This window comes from Flavobacterium araucananum, from assembly GCF_002222055.1.
In the GTDB taxonomy this organism is placed as follows: domain Bacteria; phylum Bacteroidota; class Bacteroidia; order Flavobacteriales; family Flavobacteriaceae; genus Flavobacterium; species Flavobacterium araucananum.
This window is the reverse complement of the sequence record NZ_MUGS01000007.1, coordinates 152157-171723: the sequence shown is the minus strand read 5'-3', so window position 1 is coordinate 171723 and position 19567 is coordinate 152157. Positions and strand designations below refer to the sequence as shown.

General features: G+C 34.0%; 16 protein-coding genes. 10 read left to right on the top strand and 6 right to left on the bottom strand.

Going from position 1 to position 19567, the window contains the following annotated elements:
• The 3 genes from B0A64_RS07540 to B0A64_RS07530 all read left to right on the top strand — a co-directional run.
• On the top strand, positions 1-709 hold a 709-nt coding region (locus B0A64_RS07540; RefSeq protein ID WP_208863519.1), incomplete at its 5' end, for a hypothetical protein.
• 104 nt (positions 710-813) lie between these two features.
• Positions 814-1527 carry a DUF6882 domain-containing protein gene (locus B0A64_RS07535; protein WP_394338337.1) on the top strand — a complete coding sequence of 238 codons (714 nt, stop codon included), beginning with the start codon at positions 814-816 and terminating at the stop codon, positions 1525-1527.
• 286 nt (positions 1528-1813) lie between these two features.
• Complete coding sequence (locus B0A64_RS07530; RefSeq protein WP_089478901.1) at positions 1814-2296, top strand: hypothetical protein; 483 nt, start codon at positions 1814-1816, stop codon at positions 2294-2296.
• Positions 2297-2997: 701 nt separating this feature from the next.
• Here B0A64_RS07530 and bioB read toward each other — a convergent pair.
• The 3 genes from bioB to B0A64_RS07510 all read right to left on the bottom strand — a co-directional run bounded on the left by bioB (position 2998) and on the right by B0A64_RS07510 (position 6613).
• Positions 2998-4086, bottom strand: a complete 1089-nt coding sequence (gene bioB, locus B0A64_RS07520) for a biotin synthase BioB (protein WP_089478899.1) — start codon at positions 4084-4086, stop codon at positions 2998-3000.
• A 171-nt stretch (positions 4087-4257) separates the two neighbouring features.
• Entirely contained in the window at positions 4258-4695 is a 438-nt protein-coding gene (locus tag B0A64_RS07515; protein ID WP_089478898.1) for a hypothetical protein, read from the bottom strand.
• A gap of 988 nt (positions 4696-5683) precedes the next feature.
• Positions 5684-6613, bottom strand: a complete 930-nt coding sequence (locus tag B0A64_RS07510; RefSeq protein ID WP_089478897.1) for a bifunctional riboflavin kinase/FAD synthetase — start codon at positions 6611-6613, stop codon at positions 5684-5686.
• A 195-nt stretch (positions 6614-6808) separates the two neighbouring features.
• On the opposite strand from B0A64_RS07510, the gene B0A64_RS07505 reads away from it, so the two are divergent.
• On the top strand, positions 6809-9496 hold the full coding sequence (locus B0A64_RS07505) for a zinc-dependent metalloprotease (protein WP_089478896.1): 2688 nt from the start codon (positions 6809-6811) through the stop codon (positions 9494-9496).
• A gap of 18 nt (positions 9497-9514) precedes the next feature.
• Here the strand turns inward: B0A64_RS07505 and B0A64_RS07500 are convergent, their stop codons facing one another.
• Complete coding sequence (locus tag B0A64_RS07500) at positions 9515-10198, bottom strand: ComF family protein (protein WP_244285372.1); 684 nt, start codon at positions 10196-10198, stop codon at positions 9515-9517.
• A 98-nt stretch (positions 10199-10296) separates the two neighbouring features.
• Here B0A64_RS07500 and B0A64_RS07495 point away from each other — a divergent pair, with 98 nt between their 5' ends.
• From B0A64_RS07495 to B0A64_RS07475, 5 genes are all read left to right on the top strand, one after another.
• Positions 10297-11835: a glycine--tRNA ligase gene (locus B0A64_RS07495; protein ID WP_089478894.1), complete on the top strand. Its 1539-nt coding sequence runs from the start codon at positions 10297-10299 to the stop codon at positions 11833-11835.
• A 271-nt stretch (positions 11836-12106) separates the two neighbouring features.
• A complete protein-coding gene (locus tag B0A64_RS07490; protein ID WP_089478893.1) occupies positions 12107-12916 on the top strand; it encodes a LytR/AlgR family response regulator transcription factor in 810 nt (269 codons plus the stop codon).
• A gap of 174 nt (positions 12917-13090) precedes the next feature.
• A complete protein-coding gene (locus B0A64_RS07485; RefSeq protein WP_089478892.1) occupies positions 13091-13351 on the top strand; it encodes a hypothetical protein in 261 nt (86 codons plus the stop codon).
• Positions 13352-13449: 98 nt separating this feature from the next.
• A complete protein-coding gene (locus B0A64_RS07480) occupies positions 13450-15501 on the top strand; it encodes a tetratricopeptide repeat-containing sensor histidine kinase (protein WP_089478891.1) in 2052 nt (683 codons plus the stop codon).
• Positions 15498-16196 (top strand): response regulator, encoded by a 699-nt coding sequence (locus B0A64_RS07475; protein WP_089478890.1) that lies wholly within the window; start codon positions 15498-15500, stop codon positions 16194-16196. Before B0A64_RS07480 ends, B0A64_RS07475 begins: the two co-directional genes overlap by 4 nt.
• 111 nt (positions 16197-16307) lie before the next feature.
• On the opposite strand, the gene thiL is transcribed toward B0A64_RS07475, so the two are convergent.
• Entirely contained in the window at positions 16308-17354 is a 1047-nt protein-coding gene (gene thiL, locus B0A64_RS07470) for a thiamine-phosphate kinase (RefSeq protein WP_089478889.1), read from the bottom strand.
• Positions 17355-17515: 161 nt separating this feature from the next.
• On the opposite strand from thiL, the gene B0A64_RS07465 reads away from it, so the two are divergent.
• Entirely contained in the window at positions 17516-17995 is a 480-nt protein-coding gene (locus tag B0A64_RS07465) for a DinB family protein (RefSeq protein ID WP_089478888.1), read from the top strand.
• A gap of 62 nt (positions 17996-18057) precedes the next feature.
• On the opposite strand, the gene B0A64_RS07460 is transcribed toward B0A64_RS07465, so the two are convergent.
• Positions 18058-19014: a helix-turn-helix transcriptional regulator gene (locus B0A64_RS07460; RefSeq protein ID WP_089478887.1), complete on the bottom strand. Its 957-nt coding sequence runs from the start codon at positions 19012-19014 to the stop codon at positions 18058-18060.
• Between the last annotated feature and the right edge of the window lie 553 nt (positions 19015-19567).

Genomic DNA, 19567 nt, shown 5'->3' with positions numbered 1-19567 from the left:
TAAACCTAAAAATTATAAAGTGATAATTAAGGATCACTTTAATTCACTGATTGAAGCAAATAAATTTGAAATAGAATTTGAAAAAAAAGTAGACAACTTTGATGAAGTTAAAAAATATATTGGTGTAAGATTATATAACGAAGAATACGTTGATTATACTGGAAAAGAATTTACAATTGGAAAAGAATTTGAAGGAGATATTTATTCTATGATTATATTTGATTTTCCTCATAGTATTTCAAGTATAAAGCCAGAGCAAATAAAAAAATGGGGAAAATCTATAGACGAACTTTTCGAAATTGGAATACAAAATATTAGAAAAAAATATCCACTTACAATAACAAAAGAAGATTTTAATACATTCGACATTTGGTTTGTAAATTCTGATCATTTTTTTACACCAAACATACTATTTGATATAGAAAACCTCAAAAAACTTAGTGGCAGTAATGGTTTATTGATAGGAATTCCTCATAGACATTCAGCAATAATATATCCGATTGAGAATTTAGAAATCGTAAAAGCTATGAATGGAATTTTTCCAGCAATTCATAATATGAACATTGAAGGGCCTGGTTCTCTTAGTAATAAAGTTTTTTGGTATAAGGATGAAATTTTTACTGAAATTCCGTATAAAATTCAAGATGGGAAATTGCAATTTTTTCCTCCAGAAAACTTTCTAAAAATGCTAAACGAACTAAATACTTAAATAAAATTGATGACTTAGGCACGTCTGTAGTCTTACTTTACGGCAGACTTAAGAACAAAGCTACACAAAACTTATATTATGGACTACACAGATTTTTTAACAAATTGTTTTGCGAATTAGAAAAATTGCAAGATAATTTAAATATGTCTTATGATATTAATTCTTATACGAGATGGGATTATGACCAGCCAAGTGGTATTATAACTCTTTCTAAAGCTGATAAAATTATTAATTTTAGATATTATGAAGTTGGAACTTTTTCAACAGAATTAAAAACTTGGAAATGGTCTTGGGACAATGAAAGCACATCAAAAAATGTAGTCGTTGATATTGAAAAAATTAAAGGTTTTGGAATTGCAAATGAGTATGAGAATTTAATTAATGGAGAATTTACTTCGTACGAAGAAATAGGATGGGAATTATCGTCTATTTGCTGTAATTTAATTGGAGGCATTGGTGTATATAGACCTGTTATTGATCATTTAAAAATTCACCTTGTACTAACCGAAGTAATTGATAATGATATAGCAGAAAGGGAAAAGACTAAATATGTTGATTGTGAAAATCATAACAGAAGAAGATGGGCATTTATCTGTCAGCATCTAAAAGAAGGAAGTAAAAATGGATTTGAAGAATCTTTTGAAACGTATGAAGACATGGAATTTGAGTATGAAGATGATGATTTTGTAGCTTGGTGTAACGACTGTGAAAAAGTAAGAGATGAAGAAGATAGTTTATCAGGAAAATGTAGGGAAGAAGGCAAATTTAAAATTGTTTGTGAAAAATGTTATTTCAAAATTAAAGAAAGTAACATCTAAAAAGAAATACATCTATCAATTAGTTTTAAAACTGGTGTAGAATATGGAGGAATTACATTACTGCCAGACTTTTTAGGATACGATAGTAAGACAAGATATACATTAACATAGTCATCCAAATGGTTATTCGTTAACACCTTCAGGTTTAGATGGAAAAGATAATCCTTGGAAAGGAAATGACATTAAGATGAAAACTTGGCTTAATAAGGAGTATCCTGGTCGTGTTTCAACATATATTTTTAATATGGGCAAACTGCAAAATTTTAATATTTAATAAATTCAAAAAATGGTAAAAATAATGAAGGTTCTTATATTGCTAATTATAATATTAGCAGGTAGTTGTCAATCTTATGATAAGGATGTTTCTTATAATGAGTTGTTAAAATTACAAAGCACACATAAAATTACAAATTCTAATTTAGAGAAATCTCTTCATGAAGTTTTGAATGATACTATAAACTACAGTAAATATGATTTTACAATTTTGATACTAATTAGTAACAAGACACATGCTAAAAATGAAGTATGTATTTCAAAAACTGATTATAATATTTTTAAAGGGAATAGACCTGATGGATTTAACAAATTGATTGGGTATTTTAATTATGAAGGTATTCCAGTACTTTTATTTGGGGATAATAATAAAGCTATTATTAGATTAGAAAAAATTGATTTCTATAATATATTAGGTAAAATGCCAGAATATGGTCCCGATAATCCTCCAATAATTTTTGAACCAAGGATGAAATGTCATGAAGAGCAACAATAATCCACAAAGAACCCAAAACATAAAACCTCGCCTCACAATGAGGCTTTTTGCGTTTATAAAGCTTGAGTTATCGAGCTTTTTTTTCTGCATAAATGCCAACCTTAAAGTTGAATTAAAAATAAAAAAATCCCTGGCATTTATGCAGGCAAAACAAGCATACCCGCCGCGGATTGAACAAATAAAAAAAGGTTCGTATTGCGATGGCAAATGAAAAGGTGTTGAAGAAACGAGATATTGTACATAATGACTCGTTATGTAATATAACTCTGGTGTCAAAATTGTCTTATTTTAGTATAACAATGGCTTTAAGCAAACATTGTATTCTGTTAAACTTAATAAGTTTGAAAAAAATACAAGCATGAAAGCATATCCTATTAATTTTAGCGTCATCGAAAGATTAGTTGAGCAAGATGTACAACGAAAAAAAATACTCAAACAAAAAAACAAAAATAGTGTCGTATTGTGGGTTTTAATAACTCTTGTGATAATTAGTTTTATATAATCTACAAAGTGAAAACCCTCGCGAGTTGCGAGGGTTTTTATTGTTTTTAAGTATTGAATGTTTACTTTCGGATTTTAGTTTTTATTCGAAAACATTCCTTAAAAGATCGTCTTTCAAAAAGTTTTATGCCAATTTTGATGCGTGTTTTAGATTTGTGATAAAACCGTTGACATTTTAAATCAAAAATCACTTTATTTCATTAATTTTTTGATTTGATCGAAGCTTCAAGGTTTCTCTCAATAGTATGTCCGGGTCTTGACCACTTGGGTTTTTCGCCTAGAGGAGCAAACTGCGAATCTGCAGCTTCTACCGTTTGAGGTTGCGAAACTTTAACAAATGGTTTTTGCGGAATTAATCCTAATAAGTCAAACATTTTCATGTCTTCCTGTACATCAGGGTTTGGCGTTGTAAGCAATTTGTCTCCTGCAAAAATAGAATTTGCACCGGCAAAAAAGCACATTGCCTGCCCTTCGCGGCTCATATTTGTTCTTCCGGCAGATAGACGTACCTGAGTATCCGGCATTATGATTCTGGTAGTAGCAACCATACGGATCATTTCCCAAATTTCTACCGGTTTTTCTTCTTCCATCGGAGTTCCTTCAACAGCTACCAAAGCATTAATAGGCACTGATTCCGGCTGAGGGTTTAATGTCGAAAGTGCTACAAGCATTCCTGCTCTGTCTTCGATGCTTTCACCCATTCCTATAATTCCTCCGCTACAAACCGTAACATTGGTTTTGCGAACATTTTCGATAGTCTGTAAACGATCTTCGAAACCACGAGTAGAAATTACATCTTTATAATACTCCTCAGAAGTGTCTAAGTTATGATTGTAAGCATATAAACCAGCTTCTGCCAAACGTTGTGCCTGATTTTCTGTAATCATACCCAACGTACAGCATACCTCCATGTCAAGTTTATTAATAGTACGAACCATTTCTAAAACCTGATCAAATTCTTCACCATCTTTTACATTTCTCCAGGCAGCACCCATACAAACGCGCGATGATCCGCTGGATTTTGCACGCAAAGCCTGTGCTTTTACCTGACTTACACTCATTAAATCATTTCCTTCGACTCCTGTGTTATAACGTGCAGCTTGCGGACAATACCCACAATCTTCAGGGCAACCTCCCGTTTTTATAGAAAGTAAAGTAGATACCTGAACTACGTTAGGATCGTGCTTTTGTCTATGTATTGTTGCTGCTTCATACAGCAAGTCCATCATAGGTTTATTGTATATGGCGATTATTTCGTCTTTGGTCCAATTGTGTTTTGTAATGCTCATTGATACATTGTTTTTGATGCTTCAAAAGTAGTTAAATAGTTCTAATCACCAAATGTTGAATTATCTAAATGAATGTGTATCGAATTTTTCTAAAAAAAGAAAACTCTAAAAGCATAGAATTGTGTTTCGTATGATTTTAGAGTTTTAAAAGGTTTTGGTCTATTTTAGAAATTAATCGGCGACATATTTGTTGTTCCAGTATAACATCATCATTAAAGTAACAATGACAGAGGAGGCAACTCCTTCAAATAACAAGCAAATGCAATAAGTAGGTACCGAAGGATTTCCTCCAAACATAAAAGTTTCGGATAATGTTTTTACATAAGCATCACCACCTCTTGCATAACTATACACCAATAATCCAAAAACGCTCAGCGCTACACCAACCACAGAAGTTGCCATAGCCGAAACGGCATTGGATACAAAATTGGTTTCTCCTTCGTGCAGGTTCATTTTCATTGTTTTATTTACCCCATAAAATATAAAAAATACATTCAGAGTACGCAAATAGAATAAATGAGCTAAACCTAAAACGTTCATCAATAAAAAATAAATTCCTATCCCGAGGAATATCAAAAAACCGTTGGTAATTTCTTTAGGTAATTTCATAGTGGTTATTTTTAAAGAAGTTAATAGTAAATATTTGATAAACAGAGTTCTATATCAAATTTACTAAAAAAACAACTACGATGATTTAAAAATGTTAAAAACTATTGGGAGCATTATTTTAAAAAACGTATTCAATCTAAAAAGAGTAATCTCTACGGGCAATGTCATTAAGTTAAGAGATTTTAGATTGAAGATTAACGATTTCTGATTGGTGTTGTTAAATACTAATATCACCTATTTTTCTGGGCTCTAAAGATCTGAAATCAAAGATCGTTACTCAAAAATCAGCAATCATTTTATCTGTTTTTTTCTTAACTTAATGACATTTGCTTCTATCCCTCACGCGAAACCGTTAAACGAGATATTTTGGATGTTTGGATATTTGGATCATTTTGAACGGATTAAAATCCGTCCCTACAAAATAATCCGAGCCGAATGCTCTCAAAAAATTCCGTAGTAATGAACTATCTTGTAGCAACGGATTTTAATCCGTTGATTGAAAAAGAAAATCAAGATAAAGTTCCATAGGAACGCCATATAGTAAGCGTTACAAAATGAATAAAAACTTCACAAAAATATTTTTAATTTTTCTTTTCGCTTCTTTCTATAGCAATCCTCACGCGAAACCTTAAAACGAGATATTTGGATGTTTGGATCATTTTCAACAGATTAAAATCCGTCCCTACAAAATAATCCTAGCCGAATGCTCTCAAAAAATTCCGTAGTAATGAACTATCTTGTAGCAACGGATTTTAATCCGTTGATTGGAAATGAAAATCAACATAAAGTTCCATAGGAACGCCATATAGTAAGCGTTACAAAATGAATGAAAACTTGACAAAAGTATTTTTAATTTTTCTTTTCGCTTCTTTCTATAACAATATGACCGCACAAGCTCGTCCTGTTTTAGGAAACGAAAAAATGGGCTCAACCGCTTTGTCTAAAATCTCTTAATTTAATGACATAGCCCATAGGGACTAGACATTCTTTAAAGTTGTTTTAAAAAAGCCAAAGCATTTGTTTTATCCTGATGCAATTGCTCTTTTAATAAATCAACCGAGCCAAATTTTTGCTCTTCGCGAAGATATTGCAATAGCGAAACCTCCATTTTCTGACCGTAAATATCAGCATCAAAATCAAATAAATTGACCTCGATTGTTTGGCTTTGCCCATTCACAGTAGGATTAAAACCAATATTCATCATGCCAAAAACTTCTTCTTTGCCTATTAAAACTTTTACCACATAAACACCAATTTTTGGAATGAGCTTGTAGTCTTCTTCAATTTTAATGTTGGCGGTCGGGAAGCCAATTGTTCGTCCTAATTGTTTGCCTTTTACAACTTCGCCCGATAAAAAATAAGCGTAACCCAAATATTCATTGGCCAGGGTCATATTTCCTTCATTTAGGGCTTTTCTAATTTTGGTTGAGCTTACAGATACATCCTGAATTTCCTGAGCCGAAATTTGTTCAACTTCAAAACCATATTCAGCACCAAAAGAAATCAGATCATCGATATTAGCCGTTCTGTTTCTTCCAAATCGGTGATCGTGACCAATAATTATTTTTTGAATATGAAACTGATCTACCAGGATAGAATGCACAAACTCTTCGGCAGTTAATCTGGAGAAACTTTCGTTGAACGGATGAATAACAAGATTCTCAATTCCTGTTGCTTCCAGTAGTTTTGTTTTTTCAGAAATAGTATTCAAAAGTTTTATTTCTGACTTTTCTTGTAAAACCATTCTTGGATGTGGAAAAAAAGTAAGTACTAAACTTTCATATTTTCCGTTTTCTGTATTTTGAGTTATTCGTTCAAGAATTTTTTTGTGACCAATATGTACGCCGTCAAAGGTACCAAGAGTTAAAATTGTTTTCTTGGTTGACTGAAAATCGTTTATAGAATGAAAGAGCTTCAAAACAAATAATTTAGGATGGTGCAAATTTATGCTTCTATTTTAAATTTAATACTAAGCCCAATTGATTTTTTGTGGTCAATTTGTTTCTTTTTGTGAAAATGAACCAACTCGTCGGCAAAAAAGCATTAATTGTCGTATATATGTAAGAATTTAATTTAATTCACTTAATTTTGATTATTCAAACCCAATTCGAGTATGAAAAAAAAGCTACTTTTCCTGTTTTTTATCTTTTGTTGTGCAACAGTTCAGGCTCAAAGCGATGATTTGTGGCAAAAAGTGAACACTGTTTCCGTAGGCAAAAGAGCAAATGTATCGGACTCTAAAAGATTTTATTACAAGCTAAATACAGATTTTTTAAAGTCAAAATTATCAGCAACTACAAGCAAATTTTCAAAGAGTAGTGCTACAGTAATTACGTTTCCAAATTCTAATGGAGTTTTAGAGCGGTTTACAGTTTGGGAATCTTCTAATTTTGATCCCGAATTGCAGGCAAAATACCCAGAAATCAGAGCGTATGAAGGAAGTGGTGTAGACGACAAAACAGCAAAAATTCATTTTAGCTTAGCGCCAATTGGTGTTCAGACAATGGTACTTCGTGGAGATAAACCATCAGAATACATAGAACAAAATCCGGAGGATAAATCAGAATATGTCTTGTTTACTAAAAATGATGATGTGGCCAAAAGTTTATCATGCAAAACTATAGCATTAGATTTTGATAAAAACACCTCCTCAAAAACAGCAAAAACAACAGCCAATAATAAGGTTTTCAAAACTTTGCGACTGGCATTGTCTTGTACAGGCGAATATGCGGCCTATTTTGGCGGTACAAAAGTGGGCGCACTGGCAGGAATGAATGCTACTTTGACAAGGGTAAACGGACTTTTTAACAGAGATCTTGCAGTACGATTAATTTTGATTGCCAATACAGATGCTGTAATTTATACCAATGCAGCAACCGATCCGTACTCTAATGCAACTGACGGCACAAAAAATTATCCCGGAACCAGTGATTATCAGGTGTGGAATGTAGAAGCGCAAAATAATATAACAAGTGTAATTGGCGAAGCAAATTATGACATTGGGCATTTGTTTGGTGGTTCTGGCGGAGGAGGTAATGCGGGTTGTATAGGTTGTATTTGCGACAGTCCTACGGGACCCAATCAACCGGCCAAAGGAAGTGCTTATACATCGCCTTCAGACGGGAAACCGGAAGGAGACACTTTTGATATTGATTTTGTAGCGCATGAAATTGGGCATCAATTAGGAGCAACCCATACTTTTTCGTATGCGATAGAAGGAACCGGAACAAATGTAGAGCCCGGAAGTGGTTCTACCGTTATGGGTTATGCCGGAATTACAGATTATGATGTTCAGGATAACTCAGATGACTATTTTGCTTACGCCAGTATATGGCAAATTCAAAATAATTTTACTTCAAAAACCTGTCCCGTTAGCACAGCTATAACCAATAATCCGCCAGTGATTAATGCCGGAGCAGATTATACGATTCCAATCAGTACCCCATTTATTTTGACCGGTACAGGTTCAGATACTGAGGGAAACACCATTACCTATACCTGGGAGCAATACGATAGTGCAACAACAACTTCTACATCCAATAGTATTGCTTATCCAACAAAACCGGACGGACCTTTGTTTAGGTCCATACGTCCTGCAAATTCACCCGTTCGTTATATGCCAAGCCTGAGCAGCGTATTAGATAATAAACTGACAACAACATGGGAGTCTGTTTCGTCTATTGCAAGAACATTGCATTTTACTTTAACCGGCAGGGACAATGCAGCGCAGGAAACGGCACAAACCAATACAGATGCTATGGTGGTAAATGTAGTTTCGAATGCAGGACCCTTTAGCATTACTTCTCAAAATACCAACGATGTAGGCTGGATACAGGGATCGTTTCAAACCGTAACCTGGAATATTAATAATACCAACACTTTGCAAGGATCTTCGAATGTCAATATTAAATTATCTACAGACGGAGGTTTAACCTATCCTATCATTTTAGCAGCAAATACTCTTAATGATGGTACCGAAGTTGTACAGATTCCGATTAGTGTAGTAGCCTCAAAAAATTGCAGAGTTATGGTACAACCTGCGGCCAATATTTTTTATGCCATAAACAGTAAACCATTTGCAGTAGGATATACATCGACTACAACTTGTGATTCGTATAGTTTTGGAAATTCTTTTGCAATTCCTTACGGACCCGCTTTTACAACCAGAACAGTAAATGTTCCGGCATCTACAGGAACCGTTTCTGATGTAAATGTTATGGTAAATGTAACCCACGACAGACTATCAGATCTCGAAATTCAAATGATTAGCCCAAAAGGAACAATCGTTAACTTATATGATAAAAGCTGTTTGGGCGTAAAATCGACACTGATACTTCAGTTTGATGATGCCGGAGTTAATTTAGATTGTTCCAAAACAACCAGCCAGATTGTTCTTCCGGTCGATTTATTGGCTGCTTTCAACGGTGAGGATCCGCAAGGAACCTGGACTTTTAGAGTTCGCGATAATGTAAGTGGTAATTTTGGAACCATAAATTCAGCATCACTAAATGTTTGCAATCAAACTTTTACACTAGGAACACCAGATCTCAAAACATTAGACTTTGCTTTGTATCCAAATCCAAATAAAGGAAGTTTTACCATACAATTCGAAAGCGATTCCTTAAACCGTGTTGAGGTATTTGTACATGATATATTAGGCAAAAAAATATATTCGAATTCGTATGATAACACAAAGTTTTTTAATCAAAACATACAATTATCAAATGTATCTTCAGGAATGTACATCGTTACCGTTATTGATGGCGACCGAAGAACGATTAAGAAAATAATCGTCAATTAAAATTGGTAGCTCCTGTCTCTAAGAGTTCGCAATCGCCATACAGGCAATACTGATTTTTGCTCCCGGATTTTTTAATAAAGCCCGGGAACAGGCTTCAAGAGTTGCTCCTGTTGTTAGAACATCGTCGACAATCAAAAAATGTTTGTTCTCATTTTCTGTGGTAACAAAAGCATCAAATATGTTTTCGATATTGTCAGATCTTCCCGAGAGATTTTTTTTAGATTGCGTTTTAGAATATTTCGTACGATATAAAATAGTCGCATCGTACTTAATGTTTAAACCTTTGGCTAGAGCCTCGCCAAAAGTAGTTACCTGATTATAGCCGCGTTCCTTAAATTTTTTAGGATGCAAGGGTACAGGAATTACAACATCAAAAGGAACATTTAAAATCAGTTCTTTTAAATCCTCTACATACCAATTGCCTAAAACAGTACCAATTTCGGTATGCCCCTTATATTTTAGGTTGTGAATAAGTTCCTGAACAATTCCTTTTTTGTTAAAATACAAAAGTGCCGATGCGTGTTCGATAGCAATCTTGCCGTAAAATTTCTTGACCGCTTCGTTTTTTGAATCCAAATGATATTGAGTCAGAGGCATTTCGTGACGACAATTGGTGCATAGAACAGTTTCGTTCGTGATCAAAATAGTATGGCAACCTGCGCAAACCTTAGGAAAAAAGAGGCTAATAAGATAATTAAACACAAATAGAGAGAATTTAGTTACAAAAATAACGAAATCAATCCTGCAATCTTTGTTATTTTTCTTTTTTTTAAACGTACTTTTTATATTTTTGCATCACTATGGCAAAACAAGAAGATATATTTAAGAATGTGGTTTCGCACGCAAAAGAGTACGGATTTATTTTTCCGTCAAGCGAAGTATACGATGGATTGAGTGCAGTGTATGACTATGCACAAAATGGTGTCGAGTTAAAAAAGAATATCCGTGAATATTGGTGGAAATCAATGGTTCAGATGAATGAGAATATTGTGGGCCTTGATGCTGCAATATTAATGCATCCAACGACTTGGAAAGCTTCAGGCCACGTAGATGCTTTTAATGATCCGTTGATTGACAATAAAGATTCGAAAAAAAGATATAGAGCAGACGTTCTGGTTGAAGATTATGCCGAAAAGCTCAATCAAAAAGCAGTAAAAGAAATTGAAAAAGCGAGAACTCGTTTTGGAGATGCTTTTAATGAACAGGAATTTGTTACCACAAATGCTCGTGTTATGGAATATAAAGCCAAAGAAAGAGAAATTCTTGAAAGGCTTGCAAAAGGTATGACTGATGATCTTCAGGATGTAAAAGCGCTTATCGACGAATTGGAAATTGCAGATCCGGAAACCGGTTCAAGAAACTGGACAGACGTAAAGCAATTTAACCTGATGTTTGGTACTAAGCTTGGAGCATCTGCAGACTCTGCAATGGATTTGTACTTACGTCCGGAAACAGCACAGGGTATTTTTGTGAATTTCCTGAATGTTCAAAAATCAGGACGTATGAAGATTCCGTTTGGAATCGCTCAAACCGGTAAAGCGTTTAGAAACGAAATTGTTGCAAGACAATTTATTTTCCGTATGCGTGAATTTGAACAAATGGAAATGCAGTTTTTTGTACGTCCGGGTGAAGAAATGAAATGGTACCACCACTGGAAAGAAGCCCGTTTAAACTGGCATTTATCTTTAGGGTTAGGAAAAGAAAATTACCGTTTTCACGATCACGAAAAATTAGCACATTATGCAAATGCAGCGGCTGATATCGAGTTTAATTTTCCTTTTGGATTCAAAGAATTAGAAGGAATTCACTCCCGTACTGATTTTGACTTAAAAGCACACGAAGAACATTCCGGTAGAAAATTACAATATTTTGATGCCGAACTGAATCAAAACTATGTGCCTTATGTCGTAGAAACATCAGTAGGTTTAGACCGTATGTTCCTGGCTGTTTTTGCAACATCATTGCAGGAAGAAGTTCTGGAAGACGGTTCGACAAGAACAGTTTTAAAATTACCATCAGTTTTGGCGCCAACAAAAGCAGCCGTTCTGCCATTGGTTAAAAAAGACGGATTGCCGGAAATTTCTAAAAAAATCATCGAAGATTTAAAATGGGATTTCAATGTTGCTTATGATGAAAAAGATGCAGTAGGACGTCGTTACAGAAGACAAGATGCTCTTGGAACCCCGTTTTGTATTACAGTAGATCATCAAACAATCGAAGATCAGACCGTAACCATTCGTCATAGAGACACCATGAAACAGGATCGTGTAAAAATAGCTGAATTAAAAGATATTATTGAAAACGAAGTTTCGATGAAAAACTGGTTAATGAAAATGTAATATCTTCAAAATAAGATCATATAAAAATCCCAAATTCCGTATAGGAGTTTGGGATTTTTTTAATTCTAAATTTTGTATTTTGTCGATGAAAATTGCACTTTATCCTTATATATCAACATTTGTTTGTAATGTATTAACAATGAAACCGTAAGCGAATAGAAAGTCGTAATTTAATTGCGCATAAAATAGTAAAAATAATTTTTTTCAAAAGTATTGATGAAACTAAAAGGATAGTTGTCGGGGATTCATTAAAAATCAACAAAGGCTAATATTGAAAAAGTATTCGTATATTATAATTGATGATCACGCTGAAAGTATTTTGAGAACCAGAACTATTGCAGAAGGGTTTTCAGGATTAACTTTTGTGGCATCGGCTGCGAACTATTACGAGGGATTAAATTTGGTTTTAGAACACAGACCTTCGATCGTTTTTTTAGAAATTGATCCCAACGATTTGTCCAGTAATTTATCACTTGCTTTTATAAATGAACTCTACAGGTATTTAACCCTTATTCCTAAAATAATAGTTACGACCACAAAAAAAGAACTGGCTTTTGAGTCTATTCAGTATGGAGTTTTTGATTACCTCTTAAAACCGGTTTTGTCTTCAGATTTGCTTAAGTCTGTTTTAAAGCTTGAAAAAAGCAACCTAAGTACAGATTTTCTCGAAATAAGAGACGAAATCACTTCGTCGGTACTTCCGTTCGTTCACTCTTCAAAAGAAGCAAATAAGCCGCTTATTATTTGTATCAAATCCTATGGTGATTATCGCTACATAAATGCTGCTGATATTTGCTACCTTCAGGCAGATAATAATTCGACCGATATTTACTTAAATTCAGGCGAAATGATAACTGCTTTCAAAACATTAAAGCATTTTGAGAGTATTTTGCCCCATCCATTTATCCGAATTCATAACAGCTATATTGTCAATCAAAATTATATTTCAAGAATTCATAGCGGGAACTCAGTTTGTTATATAAAAAACTCTTCAAAAAAGATTCCTTTTTCTAAAACCTACAAATCAAATGTAGATTTTATTATTGCTGATTTTTCGATAGGAAACTACTTAGAGCTCTAATAATAAAGGATTTACATTAATTTGGTGCGCATTGACTATCAATTGGGTACGTTCTACCACAAACCTGTTTTTTTTTACAATATTTTTAGTTTGTAATGTTAGTTTTACACCCTGATTCGCACAAAAGCGGTCAGCTCCCTAAACAATAAATCAAACAATTAATACCCCCAAATCATGAAAAAAGCAGCCTTAACAATCGCATTATTCTCTACAGTAATAGTAGCAACTTCATTTTCTACACCAGAAACCACATCATATTTAGCAGTTTCAGATTCTATCAAAATTTGGCCTGCAGGCGGTACTGATGGCGGCGCTACCGGAAAACAAAAGAAAGGTGATTATCACCAGGGAAATGAGGAGTCATTAAATAGTGGTAAACATTTAAATTTTGCCAGTGTGAATCAATCTGTCAGAACAGATAAAAAAGTAGATTAAGCTACAATTTTAATAAATAATATTTAGGCTGCTAATTTTTTAGCAGCTTTTTTTGTATCTATAGTTTTACTATTTTTGGTAAAATTCAAAGACACAAATTGAAAAAAAAATGTAAAATACTATCACTTTTATTCTTTGTTTTATTGGCATGTACCAAGAAAGCAGAAGTAAATAAAAGTACAATTTCCTCAATAGATAGTCTTCCTGCGTATCTTTCATTAGCAAACGAAAATAATCTGCCTTTAGCGATTAAACAAAACTACAGTCGAAAAGCGCTGGCTATAATCCTGAGCCAAAAAGATGACTCTCTTAATAAAGTAAATCTTTTTAAAGTTGCGAATCGTTACTACAACATGAGCGATTGGAAATCATACCTTCAAACCACTAAATTGGTTTTGCAAAGGGCAAAAAAATCCAAAGATTCTGTTCATATCGCCAAAGCTTATATGTATTTGGGGGATTATTATGAATCTCAATCTATTTCTGACAGCGCTTTTAGGAATTACTTCAAAGCCGAAAAGCTTTATTTGAAAATAAATGATCAGTATAATTTAGCAAAAACGTTCTTAAACAAAGCAAGTCTGCAATATAATGAAGGTGATTTTTTTGAAAGCGAAATTGCCGTTTTTAAAGCTTTAAGCAGTTTAAAGAAACAAAAAAAAGTTAATGATCTCTATTACGAAAGCTATAATCTTCTGGGAATATTATACAACGAAAGAGATGAATATACAAAAGCATTAGAATTTCAAAACAAGGCTTTGTCTATTCTAGAAGACAAATCGATACAATTGTTTTATCAGTATAAAGCGGCTTCGCTCAATAATATTGGCTTTATCTATATGAATATGGGTAATTATAAAAAGGCCAAATTGTTTTTTGAAAAGGGATTAGCACAAAAAAATCTATTTGAAGATCGGGCCAGTTTATATGCAATACTACTGGATAACTTAGGATATGCAAAATTCAAATTGAAAGAATCAGATCAACTGCCGGATTTGTTTTATAAATCATTAAAAATAAGGGACAGTCTTGATCTTAATTCAGGAGTTGTTTCCAGTAAAATACACCTCTCAGAATATTTTGCTTTTAAGAAAGATACTTTCAAAGCCTTTCAGCTTTCAAAACAAGCTTTGGCTTTATCGCGTACGTCAAATAAATTCGTTAACACATTAGAAGCGCTCAAGCAAATTGCACTTGTTGATCCTGAAAATGCTTCAGTATATTCTAAAGAGTATATCCGGTTAAATGATAAGATGGTAAAAGCAGAAAGAAAGATGGGAGAAAAATTCTCCAGAATCGAATATGAAACCAGCGAAATAAAAGATCAAAATTCAAGTTTGCAGGAAAAGAATAAAACCCTGATATACGTTTTTAGTATTTGTACCCTGATAGGATTGTTTTTCTATGTTTATAAAACCCAACAGGCAAAACACAGGGAATTAATTTTTAAACAACAACAACAAATTGCAAACGAAGACATCTATAATTTGATGATTTCGCAGCAAAACGATATTGAGCTTACGCGTATTAGAGAAAAGAAAAAAGTAGCGCAGGATTTGCATGATGGTGTTTTAGGCCGAATGTTTGGTATAAGGATCAGTTTAGACAGCTTAGATAAAGTAGATGAGGCGGAAGCCGGACCTAAAAGAAAAAAATATCTAAGAGAGTTAAAGAATATTGAAGAAGATATTCGCGAAATCTCACACGACTTAAACAGAGAAAAATCAGAATTAATTAATAATTTCATTGCAATCTTAAACAAACTATTTGAAGATCAGCAAAACACCTACAAATCAAAATTGATCACTTCTTTTGACTCCAATATCAAATGGGAATTGGTTAGTAATGCCGTTAAAATTAATTTGTACCGAATTGTGCAGGAAGCACTTCAAAATTGTAATAAATATGCAAAGGCAAGTACAATAACAGTTGAGTTTAAAAGTGAAATAGATCATCTGGTTGTCTCCATTTCTGACGATGGAGTAGGTTTTAATACTCAAAAAACAAAAAACGGAATAGGTTTGCATAATATTAAATACAGAGCTGCAGAATGCAAAGGCACCGTTGCTTTACATTCGGCCAAAGACCAAGGAACCCATCTTATAATTAAAATCCCCATAGATCAAAAAATTAACCTGCAAAATACATGACAGTTGACCCAAATACCCCAGATCCCCAATTAATAACAAAAAATATATTAATTGTCGACGATCATCCTTTTATTATCGAAGGCTATAAAAATGCGATAACACGTTACAATCCCAAACAATATAAATTTTTAATTTCGCAGGCACACGATTGCAAATCAGGATATGATTTAATTCAGGACCCGGAAACCCCGGATTTTGATGTCGCTTTTTTAGATATTAGTATGCCCGCTTATGAAGAAAAAGATATTTTTTCAGGAGAAGACCTTGCCAAGCTCATTTTGAAAAAAATGCCAAACTGCAAAGTTATTTTATTAACGATGTACACCGAATTACTAAAAATTAAAACCATTATAAGAACCATAAGTCCAAATGGTTTAATTATTAAAAATGATCTGACTTTTGATGAATTGCTTTTTGCATTCGATAAGGTGATGAAAAATGATAAATACTACAGTCAGTCCGTTCAGAAAATACTCAATCGATCTCCGCATAATTCAATCGAAATTGATGAGTTCGACAAGCAAATTCTGTTTCATTTATCAAAAGGAACACGAGTAGAAGATATGCCGCAATACATTCCGATATCCTTAAATGCAATCGAAAAACGTAAAGTAAGCCTGAAAGAATTACTTAAAGTAAAATCAGGTTTAGACGAAGACTTGCTAAAAGAAGCCAAAAGCAAAGGACTTTTTTAGACTACTTGTTTAAAAAAAGTTTGCCACGAATTTCACAAATTTACACGAATTTTTATCTATTAGGATGCTAAAAATAATTGATGCTAATTTGTGAAATTCGTGGCAAAAAAACTATTCGCTTAAAGCATCCCAACCACGGGCTTTTAAAGCAATTTGAGTATTAGCGCGGGTTACCAGATGTATGCCTTCGCTTTCGTCTGCCATGTGACCAATAACAGAGAAATTAGGGTTTCCTTTTATCTTGTCAAAATCATTGATGTCAATTGTAAAAAGCAGTTCATAATCTTCGCCTCCATTTATGGCAACCGTTGTGCTGTCGATATTAAACTCTTCGCAAGTCGAAATAAATTGCGGATCCAACGGAAGTTTATCTTCGTATAAATTGCAACCCACTTTTGACTGTTTACACAAATGAATAATCTCAGACGATAACCCGTCTGAAATATCGATCATCGAAGTTGGTTTAATTTCAAGAGCGTGCAATAAAGTACGTACATCTTTTCTGGCTTCAGGTTTTAACTGGCGTTCGATTAAGTAGCTGTACATATCCAGATCCGGTTGGCTATTTGGGTTAACCTGAAAAACCTGTTTCTCACGTTCTAAAACCTGTAATCCCATATAAGCAGCGCCAATATCACCTGTTACAACCAACAAGTCTGTTTTTTTGGCACCATTTCTATAAACAAGCTCGTCCTCATTTGCCTCGCCAATCGCGGTAATGCTAATAATTAATCCCTTTTGCGATGAGGTAGTGTCGCCACCAATGACATCAACCTTATATTCTTTTGCAGCATGCGTAATTCCTTCAAACAACTCTTCCAGAGCTTCTAGAGGAAAACGATTAGAAACGGCTACAGAAACGGTAATTTGCGTTGGTCTTGCATTCATGGCACAAATATCAGACACGTTTACAACGACTGCTTTATACCCTAAATGTTTTAGTGGCATGTAAGCCAAATCAAAATGTACACCTTCAATCAGTAAATCAGTAGAAACAACTACTTTTTTATCCTTAAAATCAAGTACAGCCGCATCATCGCCTATACTTTTTAAAGTAGATTCCTGAGTAACATCAAAATTCTTTGTTAAGTGTTCAATTAAGCCAAACTCGCCTAATTGGGCTATACTGGTACGTTGCGGATTTTTATCTTCGATCATTTTTTCTGAGTTCCAAAGTTTTTAAGGTGCAAAGGTACAAAGGCTTTGTCTCTAATTTACAGTAACAAAAAAAATATTTAAAAAACATAAATCCTGTTGACAAACTGTTGTCACCACCCCTCGATACTTTTGAAGTATTAAAAACAAAAACACTTTAAAAGATGAAAACATTAGCTGCACAAGTAATTACTCCGGAAGATTTGTTGAAACACTGGCAAGGACATCGCGCCCTGACACGTCGCATAATCGAAGTATTTCCTGAAAAAGATTTCTTCGAATTCTCAATAGGAGGAATGAGAACTTTCTCTAAATTAGTCGATGAGCTTTTAGCAATTGCCGCTCCGGGCTTAAAAGGAATTGTCAATAAAGAGGCAAAACCATTCGCAGAAGAATCTGAGAAACTGATTTTTAAAGCCCAATACCTTGAAAAATGGGACGAAGCAACATTAGAAATTAATCAATATTGGGAAAAACTGACGATTGAGGATTTTAATGAAACCTTTAATCTTTTTGGGCAGTACGAATTTCCGGTTATTCAGAATATTTTATATTTTGTAGATAACGAAGTACATCACCGCGGACAGGGATATGTTTATCTAAGAGCATTAGGGGTAGAACCTCCTTTTTTCTGGGAAAGATAGATTGCTGTAAATGCTAAAAAAAACTCCTGATGATGAAATTAAATTTCAGCTTAGGAGTTTTTTTATGATAGTCTTTTGATATAAGTTTCAAGTAATTCCAGCGTTCTGTTTTTGAGTTTTTCGGGTTCTACAATCGTAGCATAATCGCCAAACATTAGAAACCAACGCGGAAAACTTTCCTGGATATCCCGTGACATAAACGTCATTTCGATTTGGTCTTCAACTTCTTTTTCAGAAACATAACCGTGATATTTTTGTTCGTATCGAAGATAATTGATGATTTTTTTAGAAACTAAAATCCGGACTTTTGTTGTTGGGATTGTTTCATTTTTTTTTAAATACGTTTCGAGTGAATCGTGTTCGATAGTAAAATTGCATTCTGTTTTTTGAATAGCCTGAATTCTGTCTGTTCTAAATTGTCTGTAATCTTGTCGCAAATGGCAATAACCCAAAAAATACCAACTGTTATTGTCATGAAAAACACCAACAGGTTCAATGTTTCTGCTGCTTGCTTCAGGAGCTTCGAGTGTTTTGTAAGATAAAACGATTTGTTTTTTCTCGGCAATACTATCAAATAACACAGCCAGTGTATTGGGTATTTTATCATGAAACAACGGTTCTGCCGTTTGCATTATAACTCTTGATTCGATGTTTGAAAGCCAGTCTTTATCACTACTTCTTAAAACCGACTTTAATTTATACATCGCAGATGTATAATGAGTTCCTAAAGTAGGATCAGTAAATTTTTGCATTAGTTTTTCGGCAGCAATAAAACTGCTTACCTCTTCGCGCGTAAACATAACAGGAGGCAATCTATAACCGTCCATTAAAGCATAACCCACTCCGGCTTCGCTATAAATAGGAACACCCGAAGCTTCAAGAGTTCGGATATCACGATAAATAGTTCTTAAACTAACTTCAAAACGATTGGCTAATTCCTGTGCTTTTACAATTTTTTTAGATTGCAATTGGATAAGAATAGCGACAATACGGTCAAATCGTTTTGGGGTTTCGTCCATTTTTTTCTTTAATAAGTACAGAGGTTCTGAGTTGCTGGGGTTCTAAGGATCAAAGGATCAAAGATACAAAGGTTCAGAGTTTAAAGAACCAATAAAGCTGTCCCAAATTAGGACAGATTCAAAGTAAAAAAATATCGAAATCTGTATCTGTAAGGCGTATTACACAGTAGAGTTACGCTCTGAAAGAGCATTTGCAATAGGATGGTGCTGAGGCTCAAAGGATCAAAGATACAAAGGTTCAGAGTTTAAAGAACCAATAAAGCTATCCCAAATTAGGACAGATTCACGGTAAAAAAAATCATCAAAATCTGTATATGTAAGGCGCATTACACAGTAGAGATACGCTCTGAAAGAGCATTGGCTATAGCATGGTGCTGAGGCTCAAAGGTTCAAAGATACAAAGGTTCAGAGTTTAAAGAACGAATAAATCTGTCTCAAATTAGGATAGATTCACGGTAAAAAAAATCATCAAAATCTGTATCTGTAAGGCGCATTACACAGTATAGATACGCTCTGAAAGAGCATTGGCAATAGCATGGTGCTGAGGCTCAAA

Coding starts and splice junctions, on each gene's coding strand:
- B0A64_RS07515 (WP_089478898.1), bottom strand. CDS start 4,695: ATGAAATTACCTAAAGAAATTACCAACGGTTTTTTGATATTCCTCGGG.
- B0A64_RS07485 (WP_089478892.1), top strand. CDS start 13,091: ATGAAAAAAGCAGCCTTAACAATCGCATTATTCTCTACAGTAATAGTA.
- B0A64_RS07460 (WP_089478887.1), bottom strand. CDS start 19,014: ATGGACGAAACCCCAAAACGATTTGACCGTATTGTCGCTATTCTTATC.
- bioB (WP_089478899.1), bottom strand. CDS start 4,086: ATGAGCATTACAAAACACAATTGGACCAAAGACGAAATAATCGCCATA.
- B0A64_RS07465 (WP_089478888.1), top strand. CDS start 17,516: ATGAAAACATTAGCTGCACAAGTAATTACTCCGGAAGATTTGTTGAAA.
- B0A64_RS07505 (WP_089478896.1), top strand. CDS start 6,809: ATGAAAAAAAAGCTACTTTTCCTGTTTTTTATCTTTTGTTGTGCAACA.
- B0A64_RS07475 (WP_089478890.1), top strand. CDS start 15,498: ATGACAGTTGACCCAAATACCCCAGATCCCCAATTAATAACAAAAAAT.
- B0A64_RS07530 (WP_089478901.1), top strand. CDS start 1,814: ATGGTAAAAATAATGAAGGTTCTTATATTGCTAATTATAATATTAGCA.
- thiL (WP_089478889.1), bottom strand. CDS start 17,354: ATGATCGAAGATAAAAATCCGCAACGTACCAGTATAGCCCAATTAGGC.
- B0A64_RS07495 (WP_089478894.1), top strand. CDS start 10,297: ATGGCAAAACAAGAAGATATATTTAAGAATGTGGTTTCGCACGCAAAA.